Raw genomic sequence first — 19,659 nt, 5'->3', positions numbered from 1 at the left:
GGTGGTTACAACACGCTTTCGATGGCCTGTGCCAGTCGCAACAGGTTGTCGTCGGTGCCGTTGCGACCCATCAGCATCAACCCGCTCGGTAACTCGTCCGGTCGGTGATTCGGCAGGCTGATGGCGCACAGGTCCAGCAGGTTGGCTACCGTCGGGTTACGCAGAATCAGCAGGTTGAGCCGGGCATAATCCTCGTCAGCGGCCAGTTCCCCGATTTCGGGAGGAACCACCGGCACCGTCGGGGCGAGCAGGCCATCGTAATCCTGCAGCCATTCGTCGGCCTGCCGCTTGCGTTGCTGGCGACGGCGGCACAGCTCCAGGTAGTCGGCGGCGGTGATGGCAGCTCCGCGCTCAATGCGGCTGCGCACGCGGGGATCGTACTGGTTGCCGTGCTCAGCCAGTGACTGGCGGTGCACGAAATAGCTTTCGGCGGCGGTGAAGCCCCCGCCTTCCATGAGTTCCGGCAATGCGGCGAGCACCGGGGCCGGCGCTTCGATGATAGTGGCACCGGCACCGCGGAGGGTCTCCAGGGAGCGGGTGAAGGCCCGGGCGACGGTCTCGTCCAGATCGTCCAGCATGTAATCGGTGGGTACGACAAAGCGCCGGCCCTTCAGCCCGGCGGGTTTCAGCGGCTGGTAGCGCACGCCCGATAGCACCGCATCCAGACGGGTGCAGCAATCCACCGTGTTCGCAATTGGCCCGATGGAGTCCAGGCTGTCCGACAGCGGGAAGGTGCCATCGCGGGGAACCCTGGCCTGGGATGGTTTGAAACCGACCAGGCCGCAGAATGCGGACGGAATGCGAACGGAACCGCCGGTATCGGAACCGATGGCTCCCGCAGCCATGCCCTGGGCCACCGCCACCGCAGCGCCGGAGGAGGAGCCGCCGGGAATGCGGCCGGGTGCCAGTGGGTTGTCTGGTGTGCCGTAGTGGGGGTTCAGCCCCAGGCCGGAGTAGGCGAACTCCGTCATGTTGGTGTGACCGGTGATCACCGCGCCTTCGCGTCGCAAGCGGGAGACGATCAGTGCGTCGGTTTGCGCCGCCGCCTGCCAGCCCCGGGAGCCGGCGTGGGTGACTTCACCGGCGACGTCAAACAGGGCTTTCAGGGCGATCGGAAGCCCCGCCAGTTGCCCGGCGGGAACATTGTCCTGGTGCAGACGGTCGATGGCGGCGGCCTCGGCCCGAGCTGTCTGGTCGAACCTTTTGGTGTAGACCCGGGCTTTGGCATTGTCATGGGTATCGATGCGGGCGAGGCAGCTGTCCAGCAGGTCGGTGGCCAGGCGTTGGCTGTTGCCCATGTCATTGAGCAATCCAGCGAGTGTGACGTCGTGGTTCATGCGATCACCGGCAGGGTCTGGATGTCATAGCGGTGCTGAAGCTCGCGGCCGGTGACCGGATCTTGCAGTACCATGCGGAAGGCCTGCGCCGGGCGTAATTCACCGATGACTGGAAGAGTGCCGCAGAGCATGGCTTGGCCAGGGGCCAGTTCGGTCCTGGCCAGTCCGAAACGACGCAGCAGTTCGGCCGGGTGCAGCAGGCCGGTCACCGGGCCTTCCTGGTACAGTACTTCCTCGCCGTCGATGGTGGCGTAGGACGCCATCTGCAGCTCGTCCCAGTGGTTGATCACGCTGTCCAACCGCCAGACCTGCCCTCCGACGGGCTTGGCGCAGACCTGTTTGGAATGGGCCACGGACCAGGCTTCGGCTTCCCGGTCGGTGTGATCCGAGCCAATGCCGACCAGTGTGCCCTGATCGCTGCCAATCAGGACGACTTCCACTTCACCGCTGGTGGCTTCCCCCAACACCTGGATGCTGTCATCGATGGAGAGCTGGTTTGCCGACACACGGTAGAACAGCGGTGTGCTGGATGGCGGCGTAACGCCGATTTCTTTCAGTTCCTCGATGTGTTCATCAATGGCGGACTGAACACGTCCCGCCCAGCCGGCGATGACCAGCTGATGGATATCGACATCAATGGATTCCCGGGTGTCTGCGATTTGAAATGTTGTCATTGGGTCACTCCGATAATGGGTGTTTTTGCTGGTCACTTCATCAGCTCGGGGAGGAACGTCGCCAGTTGCGGGAAGAGCACCAGCACCAAAGCCATCAGCAGCATAATGGCGACATAGGGCATCGCTCCCTTCATCACGTCACTGAACGGTCCGCCATCGCGGACCCCTTGTACCACGTAGAGGTTGAGCCCCACCGGGGGGGTGATCAGCGCCATTTCAATGAGCAGAATGATCAGAATGCCCAGCCACACCGGATCGAAACCCATGGCAATGATGATGGGTGCGACAATGGGAATGGTGATCACCATCAGAGACAGGGTCTCGATGAAGAAACCGAGGATGATGTAGAGCAGGATCGCCAGCATCAGGGTAGAGTAGGCACCGAGACCGGCGTTTTCCAGAAAGCTGGTGAGCTCCCGGGTGACCCCGGCTGAGGCCAGCACGAAATTCAGGAAGTAGGAGGCGATGATGATCAGCATGATCATGCCGGTGGTCTTCATGGTGCCGTCCAGCGCTTCCACGATGATGCCCACTGACAGCTTCTTCATGAACGCGGCAATCATCAGCGCACCCAGCACGCCCAGCGAGGCGGCTTCGGTAGGCGTCGCCAGGCCGGTATAGATGGAGCCCACCACAATGCCAAAGAGCGCCAGCACCGGTATCAGGTGACGCAGGCCGGAAAAGCGCTCACCCCAACTGTGAGAGACGCTGGGCCCGCCCAGGCCGGGCTTCCAGATGCAGACCAGTGCGGTGCCAACGATGAACATCAGCGCGAGTAGCAGACCTGGTATCAGGCCAGCGGCGAACAGCTGCGGGATCGAGGTTTCGGTCAGGAAGCCGTACACAATCAGGTTGATCGACGGCGGAATCATGATGCCCAGGGTACCCCCGGCAGCAATCGAGCCGGTAAACAGTTTGGGGTCGTAACCCATATCCTTACCCTGTGGCAACGCCACGGTCCCAATAGTGGCGGCGGTGGCCACACTGGAGCCGGAGGTGGCCGAGAACAGGGTGGCGGTGCCAATGTTGGCATGCAGGAGACCGCCTGGCAGCCAGGACAGCCAGCTTTCCAGGGCGCGGTAGGTGCCGCGGGCAATGCCGGTACGCACCAGAATTTCGCCCAGCAGGATGAACAGGGGAATGGCGATTAGCAGGTACTTGTCCGACGCCGACCATAGCACATCCCCCAGGGCGTTAATCAGCGGGAAGGGCGAGAACAGTTCCGCCAGCACCAGCGCCAGAGCAATCAGCGTGGCCGCGACGGGAACGCTCAGGAGCAGCAGAACCAGCAGAATCAGCAGCGCGGTAATGATCATGAGCGTGCACCCTTGTTTTCATCTTCAATTTGTTCGTCCAGCGTTGGACTGCCCGCCAGTTTCTGCACGCCCTCAACATCGCCGGCGAGCAAACCGAACAGAGCTCTCAGGGAAACCATGCAAACGGCGAAGCCAAACCAGACCAGCCCCAGGAACCACAGCGCCTGAGGCATCCATAAGGGGGTGCCCAACGGGGTGTTGGCGGTGGAGCCTCCGCTGTAGGAAGCGCTGATAACGCTAAAAACCGCGTCGACGACCAGGATGGCGAACATGGCCATCGCCAGGAGTGCCACCAGGTCAAGCACGCCCCGTACTTTCATGGGAAAGTTCAGGTACAGGGCGTCAATGCGAATGTGTGCCTTGCACATCAGGGTGTAGGCAAACGACCAGCTGGCGCTTATGGCCATGATGTAACCGGTCAGTTCGGTGGCGTGGACTGCGGAACGCCCCGTAAACTGTCGTGTCAGCACTTCGGTGGTGACCAGGGCCACGGTCAGGAGGATCAGTACGCCGCCTGCCCGGGCAAACCAGAGCGAACCGACCTGGACACCCGCCAGCACCCGGTCCAGTAGGGAATTTACCCGTTGAAACATGTCATTCTCCCGAGCGACCGGCCGGCCTGCTGACCGGTCGCATTTGCGGTCATTAGCTGTTACTTGGAGGCTTTCAGGCCTGTAACCGCGCCAATGGTTTCGTTCCAGCGATCCACCCACTCCTGGTCAACCCGTTGTGCCCAGTTCGGCAGCAGGGATTCTTGCAGGTGGCGGGACGTCTCGGTGAAATCTTGGTCGGTGGCCTTCACCAGGACCATGTCTCCGGGATCACCGCGGGAGCAATCGCCGTTTCCGGTCAGGCAGGCAATGCCTTCCCTGGTCTCATCAACCGCGGATTCCCACACCGGATCTTCGTAGTTTTCCTTGAGTTCGGCTGTCAGCCACTGCTGGGTCGCCTCCGACAGGGAATTCCACTTCTTGCCGTTCATCGCGGTTACGACATGATCCCAGCCGCCAACCGGCAGCGGGTAGAGATGCGTCGATACCTCATGCCAGCCCGAGCTTTAGCCGGACAGGGAGCCGGTTACCGCGCAATCGATAACGCCACGCTGCAACGCGCCGGGCACCTCGCTGAAGTTCAGGGTGATGCCTTCAGCGCCGAGGGCCTGAAGGAATTCGGCGGTGGTGCGGCCGCTGGCGCGGACTTTCATTCCCTTGAGATCGCTCAGGCCGCTAATGTCGGCGTTACAGAACACCATCTGCGAGGGATAAGGCACAACGGCCAGCAACTGGGCGCCGTCATAGCGTTGCCTGAACGCATCCGCCAGCACCGGACGATAGGCTTCCGCGATATTGCGGGCGGTTTCCACGTCGGGCGCGATCATCGGCATGTCGAGGCCTTCCAGTTCGGGGGCATCTTCAACCGCATAATCCGCGACGGTGGAAGTGACTTCCACCACATCACGGCTCATCAGGCGGAAGACTTCGCCGCCGCCAAGCCCCATCTGATCAAAGGTGGTGACTTCGGTGGTGATCTGGCCATCGGAGGCTTCGGGAACGTCTTCCTGCCAGAACGGACGTTCGAAATTCTGGTACAGAGACAAACTGCTCCAGCTCCCCACGTAGTTGATGCTGGTTTTATCCAGATCCTGGGCCATTGCCTGGGAGCCGGCAAATGCCAGTCCCATCAGGGAGGCGGTAACGAGGCCTTTTTTTGTAGTCATGGTGGTTTCCTCATGGTTCTCTTCAGGGATGGTTCGGGTCAGAACAGGGCCAGGCTGCTGTCAGGAATATCCGTGACCAGCATGTGCCCCGGGCTGTGGGTGATGGCGAATTCGACACCAGAATCGATCAGAACCTGTTGCGGGGTAACACCGCAGGCCCAGAACACTGGAATTTCACTGTCACCCACGGATACGGAGTCGCCGTAATCCGGTGTGTTCAGATCGGCAATGCCGATCAACGAGGGGGCCCCGATGTGTACGGGAGCTCCGTGAACCTGTGGATAGCGCGTGGTGATCTGTATCGCGCGGATGGCGTCGGCGGCGGCGAACGGCCGCATGGAGACGACGAGATTACCGCCGAATCCACCGGAGGAGGTCAAAGGCACCGAGGTGTTGAACATCGGTACATTCCGCGTTTCTTCAATATGCCGGACCTTCAGCCCTGCGTTGATCAGGGCGTGCTCGAAGGTAAAGGAGCAGCCAAGGGCAAAGGTGACCAGGTCTTCCCTCCAGTCATCGGCGACGTCTGTACGGGTGTCACTCACCTGACCGTTGCGGTAAATGCGGTAGGCTGGCACATCCCGGGCGATGTCGAGATCCCGGCCCAGCAGGGTGGAGTTGCGGGCACCCGGTTCGCTGACGGCCAGCAGAGGACAGGGCTTGGGGTTAGCCTGACAGAAACGGAGAAACCCCGCCGCCTGCGATTCCGGCAGGATGACCAGGTTGACCTGGACGTAACCGCTGGCAAGCCCGGACGTCGGGCCCGTCAGGATGCCCTCCCGCGCGGCGCGACGGACAGCCTGTGGTGTGGAATGGGTGTCCAGGTGAGCGGTGCTTGTCATGTTTCTGCCCGAAAAAATGGATTTTCTACATTTAAGGCAGAATCATTGATCAATACAAATCGAAATTTGGGATCAGTTTTGATAGGAAAAATGGATCAGTCATGTTTTTCAGGGTCTTGCATGACCTGGCTCGCTACGGCAGCGCGTTCTTTTGCCGTTACCAGTGCAAGTTCCGCAATGGCATGGACAACACTGCCGCTTGGTGCGGCACGGTAGGCAGCGTTGAATGCGAGATCCGGCACGTTGGCATCAACCTCGAACTGCCGCAGGGCTCCGGTATCCAGTTCCCGCTGAAGAATCTCCCGGGGAAGGGCGCTGACGCCGAGACCATCCACCGTCATACGGATGATGGTGGAAAGTGAGGAACAGGAATGCACCCTTGTGGAATGGTTCATCGGGTCCACCAGGGAACGGATGGCAATATAGGGCTCACTCTGTTTGGGATAGGTGACGATAGGCCACGAGGCAAGTTCGGCAAGTGACATGGTCTGGTCCGGGATATTGAGCTGTGGGCTGGCAACCCAGATCAGCGAATAGCGGCAGAGATCCCGGTTGATGATACCCGGCTGGTTGACGCCGCCCATCAGGAATGCGATATCGATCTCGTGGTTCTTGAGCTTCTCCGCCAGGCTGACGGAGATATCCACATCCAGTTCCAGGTTGATGGCCGGAAAGGCTTCGCTGACGCGTTCCAGCAACTGGGGGAGCCACGTGTGGGCAATGGTCTCCGAGACAGCCAGGCGAATGGTGCCCTGGATGGATTCCGGCCTGGCGACGGCCTGCAACATCTCCCCGTGCAGACTCAGCATTTTTTCGGCATAGACGAGAAACTCACGGCCTTTGGCAGTCAGCGTGATCTTCTTGCCGGATCGGTCAAACAGCTCCACGCCCAATTGTTCCTCCAACCCGGCAATACGTGCCGAGACTGAAGGCTGGGAAGCATAAACACGGCTGGCGGCGGCACGAAAGCTGCCGAGTCTGGCGATCCAGACAAACGTCTCCAGAGTCCTGATATTCATGAAGCCACTCGTTCGTTAGGACAGTATTGTGCTTCATATTCCATGGATGGGACGGGTTATACAATGTTGCCGGCACGAAACCGTCAGTGCCTGACCGCGAAGCGGGAGGGGGGTGGACGCAGGAACTCGTGAAATACAATATGATGGGCCCAGCGTAAATTGATCAATGACCAATTCACATGAATGAACCAGACAGGACCAGATGTATGACTGATAACACCTACACCCCACCGAAAGTCTGGAAATGGGACTCCGCCAGCGGCGGTGCGTTTGCCAACATCAATCGTCCCATTGCCGGTCCGACCCATGACAAGGAGCTTCCGGTGGGCAAGCATCCGTTGCAGCTGTATTCCCTGGCCACACCCAATGGCGTGAAGGTCACGGTGATGCTGGAAGAGCTGTTGGCCCTGGGGTTTGAGGGGGCGGAGTACGACGCTCACCTGATCCGGATTACCGAGGGAGACCAGTTCGGCAGTGGCTTTGTGAAGGTGAACCCGAACTCCAAGATTCCGGCGATGATGGACTACAGCACTAACCCGCCGGTGCGGTTGTTCGAGTCAGGGTCGATTCTGCTGTATCTCGCGGAGAAGTTTGGCGCCTTCGTGCCGAGGGACGTTGCCGGTCGTGCCGAATGCATGAACTGGCTGTTCTGGCAGATGGGCAGTGCGCCGTTGCTGGGTGGCGGCTTTGGTCACTTCTACGCCTACGCCCCGGAGAAGTACGAATACCCGATCAACCGCTACGCGATGGAAGTGAAGCGCCAACTGGATGTGCTGGATCGTCAGCTGGCGGACCGTCCGTACATTGCCGGTGATGAATACACCATTGCCGATATGGCGATCTGGCCCTGGTACGGGGCGTTGGTGAAGAACAAGGTCTACGAGGCGGCGGAATTCCTCGAGGCCCACACCTACACCAACGTGGTCCGCTGGACCGATGAAATCGCCAAGCGCCCGGCTGTTCAGCGTGGCCGCATGGTCAACCGGGCCTGGGGCGAGCCGTCGAGCCAGCTCCATGAGCGGCACGACGCCAGTGATTTCGAGCTCCGCACTCAGGACAAGCTGGAAACCTCTTCCTGAACCGCTGCCCGCTTCAGGGGCTGGTCAGACAGGGCGTGAACACTGGCTTTTTGGGCGTATTCCACGTCGTAATCTTTCAGCCTGAACACGTTCAGCCGGCGCTTCAGGGCGCTCAGTGACCAGGGCCAGGCGGCGAAGTTGCGGCCGTTCTGGTCCAGGTAGTAACTGCTGCAGCCACCGGCGTTGAAGACGGTGGTTTGCAGGTTCTTCTGCACCCGTTGGTTGTGCTGTTTCAGCACCGAGCGTTTGATGCTCAGCTTGCTGATGCGCTTTTCCCTGATCTTCCACAGACCGTCAATGATGTAGTCGAGCTGCGCCTCCGCCAGCCGGATAAACGAGTCGTACACCAGCACGTTGGGCCCCAGGATCAGAAAGGCGTTGGGGGAATTCTCCAGGGTGGTGCCCAGGTAGGCTTCCGGCGAACTGTTCTTCCACAGGTCGGCCCAGCGCTCGCCATCGGCGTTGAACACCTTGTTGCCGATAGGCGGGTGGGAGACGTCGAACCCGGTACCCCAGATAATCACATCCACGTCGCGGCGTTCGCCATTGGCGGCGATGACCGTGTTGCCTTCCACTTTCACCAGCCCGCTGGGAATCAGCGAGGTGTTGTCCGCCTGCAGGGCGTCGTAATAGTCGTTGGCAAACAGGATGCGCTTGCAGCCGATGTCGAAGTTCGGGGTCACCGCCTTGCGCAGTTCCGGATCCTGAATCTGAAGCTTGAGCAGTTGTCGGGCGGCCACATTGACCGGCTTCAGGAAGGTCGGGTTGCGCAGGCCGAAGTTGATCACATTCAGCGAGCCGGCCACGGCCTTGCGCCAGGTACTCTGGATTGCCGGGAAGCGGTCAATCACCTGTTTGCTGGTATCGCCCAGTTGCATGTCGGGCTTGGGCAGTACCCAGGGCGCCGTGCGCTGGAAGACGTGGAGCTCTCCGGCCTGCGGCTGGATCCGGGGCACGAATTGAATGGCCGAGGCGCCGGTACCGATGACCGCAATACGCTTGCCGGTCAGGTCGTAATCGTGATTCCAGCGGGCGGAGTGGAACATCTCGCCCTTGAAGGTTTCCAGTCCCGGAATCGCCGGGATTTTTGATTCGGTGATCGGGCCGGTGGCGAAGACCACGGTTTTCGAAAGGTACTGGCCGTTGCTGGTGTCCAGTTGCCAGAGATGACGTTCGTCATCCCAGGCGGCGCGATGCAGCTCGTTGTTGAACTCGATCAGCGGGGTGATGCCGAAGTCGTCGCTGACGTTTTCCAGGTAATCCAGAATTTCCGGCTGCTTGGCAAACAGGTTGCTCCACTGGCTGCTCGGCGCAAACGAGTAGGAATAGAGTGAGGACGGCACATCGCAGCCACAGCCGGGATAGGTGTTTTCCCGCCAGGTGCCACCGACGCGGCCGGCCTTCTCGATGATCTTGAAATTATGGTAGCCGGTTTTCTTCAGCTTGATTGCCGTGGCCAGCCCGGAAATACCCGCGCCGACAATAAAGCTGTCGTAGATCGTGTCCGCGGCGGAGGGCTGGGTGTTTGAAGTTGCCATGTGTTGTGACCGTCTTTGAATTCTGTTGTTAGAAGAACCTGCCGCTCCGGGTTTACGCCCGGACCGGAGGGATGATTTCCTTGAGCAGGTAGGGGGCCAGCAGGCCGGTCTCCGGGTTGAGCAGGCGTTCTTTGTAGTAGGCGAGATACTCGGACGTGTCGTGATCGTTGGGGTGGAATCCCGGGCGCAGGTAATCAAACACATGGCCAAGGGTGCTGCCATAGACGCCATCCCCGCGGCCGATCAGCAGGTCCAGGCTGCGCTTGGCATCCTTCCAGAACCGCAGACTGATCAGGTTGCGTGGTCGGCGGATAAACGGAATCAGTACGCCGCCCAGGGGAACCAGGAACCAGATGGTGATCAGCGCCAGCGCAAACCCGCTGACACGCAACGCATAGTTGCCCGAGAGTTGCTGGAAGACATCGTAGGCGATGTCCTTGTGCTCGGACTCCTCCAGCATGTGCCACATCCACAGGCCGCGCTGTTTCTCATCCTCACTGTGAAAGAAGTTGTCTTCGTGCTTCATCATGAATTCCGCCAGCACGGCGGTGAAATGTTCGATGCCGGCCATCAGCGAGAGTTGCAGCGGTTGCGGAAACCGTCGGAAGCCGTAATTGAAGACGTTCTCGGCGAGAAAACGGTAGATGGTCACTGGAAAGCGGTGTTCCTTCAAGACTTCGTTCCATTCCTCGTGCACCTTGGAATGCAGCGCTTCCTGGCCGATCAGGGACGTCACCCGCTGTTTCAGCACCGGGTCCTTGAGGAAATCGCGATGGTAACGGGCGGTCTCGATGACCAGATCTTCGCCATAGGTCAGAAAGATCGAGAGGGCCTCGAAGTAGGCGGACGCCAGTTCGGTGTTCAGGTAAAAGTTAGGATCGGCATCCTTGGCATTGAAGTCGAACTTCATGTGCCGGATCGGCACGTCAGCCTTTGGCGCTTCCGCTGGTGTTGTTACGGAATCGAGTTTTTCGGCGGTTGCAGTGGTCATGGTGGGTTTCCTTGGGTGCCGGGATCACGGTTGTGAGCCGCGTGGCTAAAGCATTTGTCAGGGTAGAAGACTAAAGCGACTAATTGTTCGGGTTCAATTCGGAACCCGAGGGGACACGGGAGACGGTGATGGCGGCAGTTTTCCACCGGCAACCGGGTGGAAAAGACAACAATACGAATGCTTGTTCGGATTTTGCCCTGCCGGTATCAGAGGTTTGTGACCGGCGGTGTGTGTTTTCGGGCTTTGTGACTATGCTTTGTCTAGGCTCTGGATTGTTTCAGGGCCGCCCCATGTGCCGGACAAATGGAGGGTCGTGTGGCGGAAAAAACGCTGGTCACCGTGTTTTACGATGAGCGGGTTCTCAACCACTTCCCGGATGTGAACGCCGCTTTCCTGCCGGGGCGACTGGACAAGCGGGTTCGCACGATCCTGGCCGGCCTTAATGTGCAATGGAAGTACCCCGAACATCCCGGTCGACTGGCAGCCATCATGGACCTCCTCAAACGGGAGCCGATTCCCGGGGTGGCGTTCGCTGGTGGGAAGACCGCAACGCGGGAGCAGTTGGCCCGTGTTCACACCCTGTCCTACCTGGAAGATATCTTCTCGCTGAGGGACAAAAGCGCCTGGCTGGATGTCGATACCACCGCAGTGTCGCCGGGCAGTATCGAAGCGGCTGAGGTGGCTGCGGGTACCGCCATCGCCGCCGTGGAAGCGGTGGTCGCTGGTAAGACGGACAGTGCATTTGCCGTGGTGCGACCGCCGGGACACCATGCTGAACCGGTGCGGGCGAGGGGATTCTGCCTGTTCAACAACGTGGCGGTTGCCGCGGCCCATGCCCAGGCGGTATTGGGTTGTGAGCGGGTGCTGATCCTGGATTGGGATGCCCACCATGGCAACGGTACCCAGGACATCTTCTGGGCCGACCCCGATGTCATGTTCATTGACCTGCATCGGGCGGCGCCCTTCTATCCGGGGTCGGGTGCGCTGCAGGATGTGGGCGCCGGCCTTGGCGAGGGCACCACGGTAAATATCCCTTTGCCCGGCGGGGCCGGCGATGTGGCGTATTTCCGTGCGCTGCAGGAGATCGTGGTGCCGGCGGCGGATTACTTCAAACCGGACCTGATCCTGGTGTCGGCGGGCTTCGATGCCCACTGGTATGATCTTGCGATGAACGTCAGTTACGAAGGTTTCGCGGCCATGACCAGCGTGGTGCAGACTCTGGCCCGGCGGCATTGTGATGGCCGGCTGGTGTGTGTTCTGGAAGGGGGGTATAACACGGAGTCCCTGTCCCATGGGGTCCAATCCGTGTTGAAGGTGCTGGCAGGCGGTTCGGTGCCTGATCTTAAGGTTTGCGGTATGGAAGAGGTGGAACGGGCCATTGAATTTCATCGCAGTGCCTTTACCGACGATGATACGGACTAAGTCTGCCGGCCCCGATACTCGGACGGCGACTCACCAAAGCGTCGCCGGAATGCCCGTGAAAACTGGCTGGAATCTCCAAAGCCGCACTCAAGCGCGATCGCCGTGATTTTGGCGGACGGGTGCTGCAGCAATCGTCTGGCCCGCAGCAGCCGCTGCTCCTGAACGTACTGATAGGGTGCCAGCCCGAAGCTGGCGCGGAACAGTCGGGCGAAATGGTAGGGACTGAGGTTGAGCCAGCCGGCCATGGTGGCCAGGTCCAGGGGACAGGCCAGGGATTCGTCGATCCGGTTGGTCAGCAGGCGTTGCTGCGGGCGGGAAAATTGCCCGCGAATGGCCGGCGCCGGCAGGTCACGGGCACCGTAACGGCCGGCAATCTGGACGATCAGCCAGTGTGCCAGATGATCCATCGCCAGGGACTGGCTGGCGGTGTCCCATTCACTCATTTCCAGCAGGCGCCCGGTCTGCGCGATGATGTCATCCTCGATCTGGTAACGTTCCCCAAGTTGCAGGGCCGCGGGTTCCCGGTCCCAGGTACTCTCGACGCAGCGGTGCAGGTCCTGGTCGGTAAAATAGAAGTGCAGGAATTCAAACGGGCCGTCGATGCGCCACAGTGACTGGCTGCCGGCCGGAAACAGGCAGACTGCGCCGGGAAAGCCGTGGCTGACGGCCTGGCCGTTCACCTGCCGGGTGGTATGCTCGCCGCCCCGGGTGTAGATGCTGAGCGCGTGATGGCGGGGGCGTTCATAGCGGGCTTCGCCGTGGTGATTGTGCCAGTGAGCCAGGGCGCGGCCGTCGTTCAGTTCCAGCACGCGACGGGGCGCCGCGCCGGCTGCGGTGAGCGCCGTAACAATGTCTCTGGTGTCATCCCGGCCTGTGGCCATTCCGTTCGGCTCCCGATGTGTCCGTCACTTTTCTTCCTCACTACCGCAAGAATCTTCCACCCTTTGCCAGGATCTGACAAGTCATTGGGTTGCCGGCTGGCTAATCTTCGGAGTTCCCGGACACTATAAAGGAGAATGCCGCCATGCCCATCAGTGCTCATTATGCCCTGACCGTTCTGATCTGGGGCCTTACCTGGACCGCGATTCGCCTACAGGTGGAATCTGCGGCGGTGGATCTCTCGGTGTTCTATCGCTTTGTCCTGGCCGCCACGGTGGCCCTTGGCGGGCTGGCGCTGTTGCGACGGTTACCCCGGTTCACGGTGCGGCAACATGGCTGGCTTGTATTGCAGGGGCTAACACTTTACAGCATCAATTTCCTGCTGATCTATCGGGCGGCGGAAAACATGACCAGCGGCCTGCTGGCGGTGGTGTTTTCCCTGGCGGCGCTGTTCAACGCCTTCAACGGTCGGCTGTTCATGGGTATTCGTCCCAATCCCCGGATCTATCCGGCGGTGACCCTGGGCATCTCCGGTGTTGCCCTGTTGTTCTGGCACGATCTGCAGATCGGCAATGCCACGCTTCCCGCGCTGCTGTTTGCCGCGGCAGGTACCTTCTGGTTTTCCCTGGGCAACCTGCTCAGCCTGAAGGTCCGCGAGGAAAATATTCCCTTGTTGGCGGGCAATGCCTGGGCGATGTTCTACGGCGCTGTTGCGCTGGGGGTCTGGTGCCTGGTGAACGGTGTTGAATGGGTGATGCCGCAGGGGGCAACGTTCTGGGGCGCGACCCTGTTCCTCGCGATTCCCGGGTCGATCGTGGCGTTTTTCAGCTACATCACGGTGATCCGTGAGCTGGGAGCCGACAAGGCGGGCTACGCCACCGTGCTGTTCCCGGTGGTGGCCCTGAGTGTGTCGACCTGGCTGGAGGGGTTTGTCTGGAGTGGTACCGCGCTTGCGGGGGCCTGCCTGGCGATCCTTGGTAACTATGTGCTGTTCCGCAAACCCCGGGCGACAGCGAGGCTGGCGTAATCGCTGTCGTATTTGTGGTTTTGGGGCTACTCTTTCTGATAGAGACAGGAGGGCGCTATGTTTGTAGCAGAAAAATACACCGGCCATTTGATTGAAGTGCTGGATACCCAGGCCCTGTTCGACCCCCACAAAACCCGCATCAAGGGCAGCATGCAATACGGTGAGGAAGCCCAGGATCCGGAGTTCTATGAAAAGTCGGAGCTGGGATTTCCTTCCGGTGAGGCTTTGCCGAAATGCTGGACTGATCCGAATTATCGGCTGAAGAAGTGAGATGGTGTGTCGGATTACGGCTTCGCCTGATCCGACCTACGTTAATGTCAGCGTGTGGAAGCCCCCCGAGATATTCCCTACCCCCGTAGGTCGGATTTACCGGTGAACGGCACAATGAGCGCAGCGTAATCCGACAACCCCTGTTTACTTTTTAACCGCCAAAAGTTGAAACCCCCTCATCATTTCTGTAGCCTTTATTTTAATTGAACGTTCAATTAATAAACCTTGGGCCGGAAAACAGCGAAGTCGCCATGCCGATTGTTGGAGTTAAAGACACACGAAAGCAGCAGTTGATCGATGCCACCATGGAGTCCATCGCCGAACTGGGGATGCAGAACACCACCATTGTGAGCATCAGCAAGCGGGCGGGAATGTCCTCGGGCATCATCAGCCATTATTTCGGTGGCAAGCAGGGTTTGATTGAAGCCGCGTTGAGATACCTGCTGGATCAACTGGGTAAGGAATTGCGGGAGCGCATGGCAAAGACCGACGGCTCTCCCGAGCAGCGGCTGAACTGCATCATCGAATCGAACTTTTCCGAGTTCCAGCGCTCAGCGCTGGCGGCCAAAACCTGGTTGAGCTTCTGGGCGCGCTCCATGCATGAGCCCGGCCTCCAGCGTCTGCAGCAGATCAACAACGCGCGGCTGTACAGCAACCTGCGTTATTCCTTTGCCCAGGTGCTTGCGCCCGAAGCTGCGACGGAAGCCGCGCGGCAAACCGCAGCACTGATCGACGGCTTCTGGCTGCGCAGCGCCCTGAGCCTGGACCCGCTCGAGAGCTTCGAGGCCGGCGAGCGGCTCTGCAAGAAATTCGTCCACGAGACACTGGCCCAGGCCGGGCCTGAGCATCACTTTAATTCGAATGGCCCACAAGGCCTGAAGACACTGAACCGAGGTTAACCACTGACTATGTCTGCATCCGCATCTGTTCCCGTTGTTCAAAATTTCGTGCATGGGCGTTTTCTGGCCAACAGCACCGGTGAAACCTTCCCGGTGGTGAACCCGGCCACCGGCCAGGTGATCTACGAGGTGGAGGTGGCCGACGAGTCGGTGCAGCAGGCGGCCATCGAAAGTGCCCGCGCGGGTTTTTCCGAGTGGTCCGCGATGACCGCTATTGAGCGCAGCCGGATTCTGCTGAAGGCCGTGGCGCTGCTCCGTGAGCGCAACGACGAGCTGGCGGCGGTGGAAGTGAATGACACCGGCAAACCCTGGCAGGAAGCGGAAGCGGTGGATGTGGTGACCGGCGCTGACGCCATCGAATTCTTTGCCGGCCTGGCACCGTCCATTGAGGGCAATCAGCAGGACCTGGGCGGTGATTTCTATTACACCCGCCGTGAACCGCTGGGGATCTGCGCCGGTATCGGCGCCTGGAATTACCCAATCCAGATAGCCTGCTGGAAGTCCGCACCGGCGCTGGCCTGCGGCAACGCAATGATCTTCAAGCCGTCGGAGGAAACGCCGATGGGGGCGGTGAAGCTGGCGGAAATCTTTATCGAAGCCGGTGTGCCTGCGGGCGTGTTCAACGTGGTGCAGGGCGCGGCGGACGTCGGCCAGTGGCTGACTCATCATCCGGAGATTGCCAAGGTGTCCTTTACCGGCGAAGTGGAGACCGGCAAGAAGGTGATGGCAGCGGCAGCAACCACCCTGAAAGACGTCACCATGGAACTGGGCGGCAAGTCACCGCTGATCATCTTTGATGACGCGGATCTGGAGAACGCCGTCTCCGCCGCAATGGTGGGCAACTTCTATACCCAGGGCGAGATCTGCACCAACGGGACCCGGGTGTTTGTCCATGAAGACATCTACCCGCGCTTTATGGACCGCCTGCTGGAACGCACCCGCAACAACATCAAACCCGGTGACCCGATGAACCCGGACACCAACTTCGGTGCCCTGATCTCCGAAAAACACCGGGATCTGGTGCTGGATTACATCGCCAAAGGACTCGCCGAGGGCGCTACCCTGAGCCACGGCGGCCGGGCCTTTGATCCCGAAGACTCCAAAGGTGGCTATTTCGTGGAGCCGACTATCTTCACCGACTGCACCGACGATATGACCATCGTGAAGGAAGAAATCTTCGGGCCGGTGATGTCAGTGCTGACGTTCTCCGATGAGGACGAGGTGATTGCCCGGGCCAACCACACCGATACCGGTCTGGCTGCCGGCGTGTTCACCAACGACATCCGTCGCGCCCACCGGGTGATTCACCAGATCCAGGCCGGTATCTGCTGGATCAACAGCTACGGCGCCTCCCCGGCGGAAATGCCGGTGGGTGGCTACAAACTCTCCGGCATCGGCCGCGAAAACGGGCGCGAGACCCTTTCCCACTACACCCAGATCAAGTCGGTGTACGTGGGGATGGAAGACATCGACGCGCCGTTTTAAGCCCGCAGGCCACCGAGGAGAACGCATATGACAGAAAACCGATACGACTACATCATTGTGGGTGCGGGTTCGGCCGGTTGCGTACTGGCCAACCGGCTTACCGAGGACGCGCGCCACCGGGTGCTGCTGCTGGAAACCGGGGGCAGCGACAAAAGCATCTTTATCCAGATGCCCACCGCCCTGTCCATTCCCATGAACACCAAAAAGTACGCCTGGCAGTTTGAATCCGAGCCGGAGACGTACCTGGACAATCGCCGCATGCATTGCCCCCGGGGCAAGGTGCTGGGTGGTTCGTCGTCCATCAACGGCATGGTCTACGTCCGTGGCCACGCCCGGGATTTCGACGAGTGGGAATCCGAAGGCGCGGAAGGCTGGAATTACCGGCAGGTTCTGCCGTACTTCAAGAAAGCGGAAACCTGGGCCTTTGGTGGCGATGACTACCGGGGCGGCAAGGGCCCGCTGGGCGTGAACAACGGCAACAACATGCAGAACCCGCTCTACAAAGCCTTCATCAAGGCGGGAGCGGATGCCGGCTACTTCGAGACCGGGGATTACAACGGCGCCCAGCAGGAAGGGTTCGGCGCCATGCACATGACCGTCAAGAATGGCCGTCGCTGGTCCACCGCCAACGCCTATCTGCGCCCGGCCATGGAGCGGGATAACCTGACGGTGGTGACCCACGCCCTGGTGCACAAGGTGCTTTTAGAGGGTAAGGACGGCAAAACCGCCACGGGCGTTCGCTATGAGCAGGGCGGCAAGATCCATGAGGCAAAAGCCGCCGAAGAGGTGATCCTGTGCGCCGGCTCCATTGGCTCGCCCCACCTGTTGCAGCTCTCAGGCATCGGCAAGCGCGAGGTGCTGGAGAACGCCGGCATCGAGGTGCAGCATGAACTGCCCGGCGTGGGCGAGAACCTGCAGGATCACCTGGAATTCTATTTCCAGTTCCGCTGCAAGCAGCCGGTCTCTCTCAACGGCAAGCTGGACTGGTGGAACAAGCTGAAGATCGGCGTGCGCTGGATTCTGCGCAAGGACGGTCTCGGGGCCACCAACCATTTTGAATCCTGCGGCTTTATCCGTTCCAAGGCGGGGGTTGAGTGGCCGGATCTGCAATACCATTTCCTGCCGGCAGCCATGCGCTACGACGGCAAGGAAGCGTTTGATGGTGACGGCTTCCAGCTGCATATCGGCCATAACAAGCCGAAAAGCCGGGGCTTTGTCCACGTGCAGTCGGCGGACCCGAAACAGGCGCCGACCATTCGCTTTAACTATCTGGAGCATGAGGCCGACCGCGAAGGCTTCCGTGACTGCGTGCGTCTGACCCGGGAAATCATCGGCCAGCCGGCGATGGACGAGTACCGTGGCGCCGAGATCCAGCCCGGCATCGACGTTCAGAGCGACGAGGAAATTGACGCCTTTGTCCGTCAGGCGGTGGAGAGCGCCTATCACCCGTCCTGCTCCTGCAAGATGGGCACCGACGAGCTGGCGGTGGTGGACCCGCATACCCGGGTTCACGGCATCAAGAATCTGCGGGTGGTGGACTCGTCCATCTTCCCGACCATACCCAACGGCAACCTGAACGCGCCCACCATCATGGTGGCCGAGCGGGCAGCCGATCTGATCCGGGGCAGGGAGCCCCTGCAACCTTCTGACGCGCCTGTGGTGATGGATGACCAGTGGCAGGGGCGGCAGCGACCGGGACAGGCAAAGCGCGCGCTGGGTTAGCGCGTCGTCATCCCACCCGGGCGTGCAATGCGCCCGGGGTTTTGCAAGCCCTCAGGATTTCCCTATCAGCGCAACGGCATCCCGCCGTTCCTGGGCGCCGGATAGGCAAGTCCTGGGTTTGTGTCCGATTCGAAAGAAGCAGCGCTTACAAAGTAGAGGAGGAACACCCATGCTGTTCACTGTAATGATGAAAAACAACCGGAGGTGCAGCGCATGACACTCTGGTTATCCACCGGCCTGATTTTTACCTTCGCCGCCATTGCCCTGATTCTGTACAAATGGTGGGATATCAAGTGCATCGGCGTCACGCCGGTTCGTACTTTCACTTTTATCGCTATCCTGTTCACCTCCGGGCTGGATGTGGGGCTGATCATGTTCCCGTTGACTGAATTCGGCGGTTATGGCGATCTTTCGGCGAGTCCCGAGTACGGTTTTGCCAATCCGCTGGCGATTGAATTCGGGTTCTGGGCCTTCCTGATCTGGGGCTTCTATTTCCTGACCTGCTTCTACTTCGCGATCATTGAACCGCGGGTGCAGTTTTTCGAGATACCGCTGGTCAAGGTCGTCAACAATGTGGTGATCATCGGCACCTGTGCCTTCACAGCCTACCTGCTGTTGGTGAACCTGCCCTGGTACCTCCCGCAACTCGGTGACGGTGAGTCCGTCGTGCCGGCGTTTTACTTCATTGTGTTTGCTGCCATTGGCCTGGCGGTCTATTCCAGCTCGAAGATCAAGTACGTGCGTATTCTCAGCCTGGGCTCCAGTGTGTTGTTCATCACCCTGATTGTCGGTATGTGGTTCCGGGCGTTTGTGCTGGGCGAGGGGTCGCCGGCGGATTTCCTTGGCACGGCCGGACTGTTGGGCGAGTATTTCACCAACATCCACCAGTTTGCGTTGCCGATCAATGACTACCACGAGTTCTACCTGTTCTGGTGGTTCGCCTGGAGCATCATGATCGGCCAGTTCACCGCCCGTTTCGTCAGCGGTATCCGGACCTGGCAGCTGTTGATCGCCATGTTGGTGGTACCGTCCATCGCCATCGGTGTGTGGTTCTCGGTGCTCTACCATTATCACGCCGAGGGCCTGCAGATTGCGGCCTTCACCAATCTGGCGATGATTACCGTGGGGGTGCTGATGGTGGTGAACTCGCTGGATTCCCTGATCCGGCTCTACACCGATAACCTGAATATGACGGCCCAGCGCCTGGGCAGGGCGAACTATGTGGTGTTCAACTTCCTGGCGATGGTGGGCCTGACCATGCTGTTCCAGCTGGATTTCCTGAGAATCCAGTGGGTGGGTGCCCTGGTTATCGCCCTGTACTTTGCCTGCTTTGCCTACATCCTGGCGAAGAAGCGGGTGGAGGTGATGACCATCAAGTCGTCACCGAAAGAGAATATTCTCGACTTCCGCAAGATTGAACTGGCTGGTTAATCCGGCTGGCA

Annotated in this window: 19 protein-coding genes; 8 read left to right on the top strand and 11 right to left on the bottom strand. The window is 60.0% G+C overall.

The genetic code is table 11. The features are described from left to right. Positions 1-5: 5 nt before the first annotated feature. From EHN06_RS19960 to EHN06_RS19930, 8 genes are all read right to left on the bottom strand, one after another. Complete coding sequence (locus EHN06_RS19960) at positions 6-1,337, bottom strand: amidase (RefSeq protein WP_127334220.1); 1,332 nt, start codon at positions 1,335-1,337, stop codon at positions 6-8. Beyond that, positions 1,334-2,011, bottom strand: a complete 678-nt coding sequence (locus EHN06_RS19955; RefSeq protein ID WP_127334219.1) for a DUF2848 domain-containing protein — start codon at positions 2,009-2,011, stop codon at positions 1,334-1,336. Before EHN06_RS19955 ends, EHN06_RS19960 begins: the two co-directional genes overlap by 4 nt. A 32-nt stretch (positions 2,012-2,043) precedes the next feature. Next, positions 2,044-3,327, bottom strand: a complete 1,284-nt coding sequence (locus tag EHN06_RS19950) for a TRAP transporter large permease (RefSeq protein ID WP_127334218.1) — start codon at positions 3,325-3,327, stop codon at positions 2,044-2,046. Then, positions 3,324-3,920 (bottom strand): TRAP transporter small permease subunit, encoded by a 597-nt coding sequence (locus EHN06_RS19945; protein WP_127334217.1) that lies wholly within the window; start codon positions 3,918-3,920, stop codon positions 3,324-3,326. Before EHN06_RS19945 ends, EHN06_RS19950 begins: the two co-directional genes overlap by 4 nt. Positions 3,921-3,979: 59 nt before the next feature. After that, a complete protein-coding gene (locus EHN06_RS21335; RefSeq protein WP_206075696.1) occupies positions 3,980-4,309 on the bottom strand; it encodes a hypothetical protein in 330 nt (109 codons plus the stop codon). Positions 4,310-4,384: 75 nt separating this feature from the next. Beyond that, entirely contained in the window at positions 4,385-5,044 is a 660-nt protein-coding gene (dctP, locus tag EHN06_RS21330) for a TRAP transporter substrate-binding protein DctP (RefSeq protein WP_206075695.1), read from the bottom strand. Positions 5,045-5,082: 38 nt separating this feature from the next. Then, positions 5,083-5,886: a putative hydro-lyase gene (locus tag EHN06_RS19935; protein ID WP_127334216.1), complete on the bottom strand. Its 804-nt coding sequence runs from the start codon at positions 5,884-5,886 to the stop codon at positions 5,083-5,085. Between the two features lie 95 nt (positions 5,887-5,981). Further along, complete coding sequence (locus EHN06_RS19930; protein WP_127334215.1) at positions 5,982-6,905, bottom strand: LysR family transcriptional regulator; 924 nt, start codon at positions 6,903-6,905, stop codon at positions 5,982-5,984. 206 nt (positions 6,906-7,111) lie between these two features. On the opposite strand from EHN06_RS19930, the gene yghU reads away from it, so the two are divergent. Continuing rightward, positions 7,112-7,984: a glutathione-dependent disulfide-bond oxidoreductase gene (gene yghU, locus EHN06_RS19925; RefSeq protein WP_127334214.1), complete on the top strand. Its 873-nt coding sequence runs from the start codon at positions 7,112-7,114 to the stop codon at positions 7,982-7,984. Here yghU and EHN06_RS19920 read toward each other — a convergent pair. Continuing rightward, positions 7,957-9,522, bottom strand: coding sequence for a flavin-containing monooxygenase (locus tag EHN06_RS19920; protein WP_127334213.1), 1,566 nt, complete (start codon positions 9,520-9,522; stop codon positions 7,957-7,959). The two genes, yghU and EHN06_RS19920, sit on opposite strands and share 28 nt — an antisense overlap. A 52-nt stretch (positions 9,523-9,574) precedes the next feature. After that, complete coding sequence (locus EHN06_RS19915; RefSeq protein WP_127334212.1) at positions 9,575-10,513, bottom strand: metal-dependent hydrolase; 939 nt, start codon at positions 10,511-10,513, stop codon at positions 9,575-9,577. A gap of 303 nt (positions 10,514-10,816) precedes the next feature. Between EHN06_RS19915 and EHN06_RS19910 the strand changes: the two genes are divergently transcribed. After that, on the top strand, positions 10,817-11,935 hold the full coding sequence (locus EHN06_RS19910; RefSeq protein ID WP_127334211.1) for a histone deacetylase: 1,119 nt from the start codon (positions 10,817-10,819) through the stop codon (positions 11,933-11,935). Here EHN06_RS19910 and EHN06_RS19905 read toward each other — a convergent pair. Continuing rightward, on the bottom strand, positions 11,932-12,816 hold the full coding sequence (locus EHN06_RS19905; RefSeq protein ID WP_127334210.1) for a helix-turn-helix transcriptional regulator: 885 nt from the start codon (positions 12,814-12,816) through the stop codon (positions 11,932-11,934). The two genes, EHN06_RS19910 and EHN06_RS19905, sit on opposite strands and share 4 nt — an antisense overlap. Positions 12,817-12,959: 143 nt before the next feature. Here EHN06_RS19905 and EHN06_RS19900 point away from each other — a divergent pair, with 143 nt between their 5' ends. The 6 genes from EHN06_RS19900 (at position 12,960) to EHN06_RS19875 (ending at position 19,648) form a co-directional block, all read left to right on the top strand. Beyond that, positions 12,960-13,841, top strand: a complete 882-nt coding sequence (locus EHN06_RS19900; protein WP_127334209.1) for a DMT family transporter — start codon at positions 12,960-12,962, stop codon at positions 13,839-13,841. A gap of 57 nt (positions 13,842-13,898) precedes the next feature. Next, positions 13,899-14,111: an acetyltransferase gene (locus tag EHN06_RS19895; protein ID WP_127334208.1), complete on the top strand. Its 213-nt coding sequence runs from the start codon at positions 13,899-13,901 to the stop codon at positions 14,109-14,111. Positions 14,112-14,362: 251 nt separating this feature from the next. Further along, positions 14,363-15,010 carry a transcriptional regulator BetI gene (gene betI / locus EHN06_RS19890; protein WP_127334207.1) on the top strand — a complete coding sequence of 216 codons (648 nt, stop codon included), beginning with the start codon at positions 14,363-14,365 and terminating at the stop codon, positions 15,008-15,010. Between the two features lie 9 nt (positions 15,011-15,019). Then, positions 15,020-16,495 (top strand): betaine-aldehyde dehydrogenase, encoded by a 1,476-nt coding sequence (gene betB / locus EHN06_RS19885; protein ID WP_127334206.1) that lies wholly within the window; start codon positions 15,020-15,022, stop codon positions 16,493-16,495. A 27-nt stretch (positions 16,496-16,522) separates the two neighbouring features. Further along, positions 16,523-18,217, top strand: a complete 1,695-nt coding sequence (gene betA / locus EHN06_RS19880) for a choline dehydrogenase (protein WP_127334205.1) — start codon at positions 16,523-16,525, stop codon at positions 18,215-18,217. A gap of 213 nt (positions 18,218-18,430) precedes the next feature. Beyond that, complete coding sequence (locus tag EHN06_RS19875; protein WP_127334204.1) at positions 18,431-19,648, top strand: BCCT family transporter; 1,218 nt, start codon at positions 18,431-18,433, stop codon at positions 19,646-19,648. Positions 19,649-19,659 lie beyond the last annotated feature (11 nt).

Source organism: Marinobacter sp. NP-4(2019), from assembly GCF_003994855.1.
Lineage (GTDB): Bacteria > Pseudomonadota > Gammaproteobacteria > Pseudomonadales > Oleiphilaceae > Marinobacter.
The sequence above is the reverse complement of the archived record's forward strand: the minus strand, read 5'-3'. Positions and strand labels throughout refer to the sequence as shown.

Bases quoted from the DNA above. Each gene is read 5' to 3' on its own strand.
- betI (WP_127334207.1), top strand. From the start codon at position 14,363: ATGCCGATTGTTGGAGTTAAAGACACACGAAAGCAGCAGTTGATCGAT.
- EHN06_RS21335 (WP_206075696.1), bottom strand. From the start codon at position 4,309: ATGAACGGCAAGAAGTGGAATTCCCTGTCGGAGGCGACCCAGCAGTGG.
- betA (WP_127334205.1), top strand. From the start codon at position 16,523: ATGACAGAAAACCGATACGACTACATCATTGTGGGTGCGGGTTCGGCC.
- EHN06_RS19920 (WP_127334213.1), bottom strand. From the start codon at position 9,522: ATGGCAACTTCAAACACCCAGCCCTCCGCCGCGGACACGATCTACGAC.
- EHN06_RS19930 (WP_127334215.1), bottom strand. From the start codon at position 6,905: ATGAATATCAGGACTCTGGAGACGTTTGTCTGGATCGCCAGACTCGGC.
- EHN06_RS19935 (WP_127334216.1), bottom strand. From the start codon at position 5,886: ATGACAAGCACCGCTCACCTGGACACCCATTCCACACCACAGGCTGTC.
- EHN06_RS19945 (WP_127334217.1), bottom strand. From the start codon at position 3,920: ATGTTTCAACGGGTAAATTCCCTACTGGACCGGGTGCTGGCGGGTGTC.
- EHN06_RS19910 (WP_127334211.1), top strand. From the start codon at position 10,817: ATGGAGGGTCGTGTGGCGGAAAAAACGCTGGTCACCGTGTTTTACGAT.
- betB (WP_127334206.1), top strand. From the start codon at position 15,020: ATGTCTGCATCCGCATCTGTTCCCGTTGTTCAAAATTTCGTGCATGGG.
- yghU (WP_127334214.1), top strand. From the start codon at position 7,112: ATGACTGATAACACCTACACCCCACCGAAAGTCTGGAAATGGGACTCC.
- EHN06_RS19950 (WP_127334218.1), bottom strand. From the start codon at position 3,327: ATGATCATTACCGCGCTGCTGATTCTGCTGGTTCTGCTGCTCCTGAGC.
- EHN06_RS19900 (WP_127334209.1), top strand. From the start codon at position 12,960: ATGCCCATCAGTGCTCATTATGCCCTGACCGTTCTGATCTGGGGCCTT.
- EHN06_RS19895 (WP_127334208.1), top strand. From the start codon at position 13,899: ATGTTTGTAGCAGAAAAATACACCGGCCATTTGATTGAAGTGCTGGAT.
- EHN06_RS19875 (WP_127334204.1), top strand. From the start codon at position 18,431: ATGACACTCTGGTTATCCACCGGCCTGATTTTTACCTTCGCCGCCATT.
- EHN06_RS19955 (WP_127334219.1), bottom strand. From the start codon at position 2,011: ATGACAACATTTCAAATCGCAGACACCCGGGAATCCATTGATGTCGAT.
- dctP (WP_206075695.1), bottom strand. From the start codon at position 5,044: ATGACTACAAAAAAAGGCCTCGTTACCGCCTCCCTGATGGGACTGGCA.
- EHN06_RS19915 (WP_127334212.1), bottom strand. From the start codon at position 10,513: ATGACCACTGCAACCGCCGAAAAACTCGATTCCGTAACAACACCAGCG.
- EHN06_RS19960 (WP_127334220.1), bottom strand. From the start codon at position 1,337: ATGAACCACGACGTCACACTCGCTGGATTGCTCAATGACATGGGCAAC.
- EHN06_RS19905 (WP_127334210.1), bottom strand. From the start codon at position 12,816: ATGGCCACAGGCCGGGATGACACCAGAGACATTGTTACGGCGCTCACC.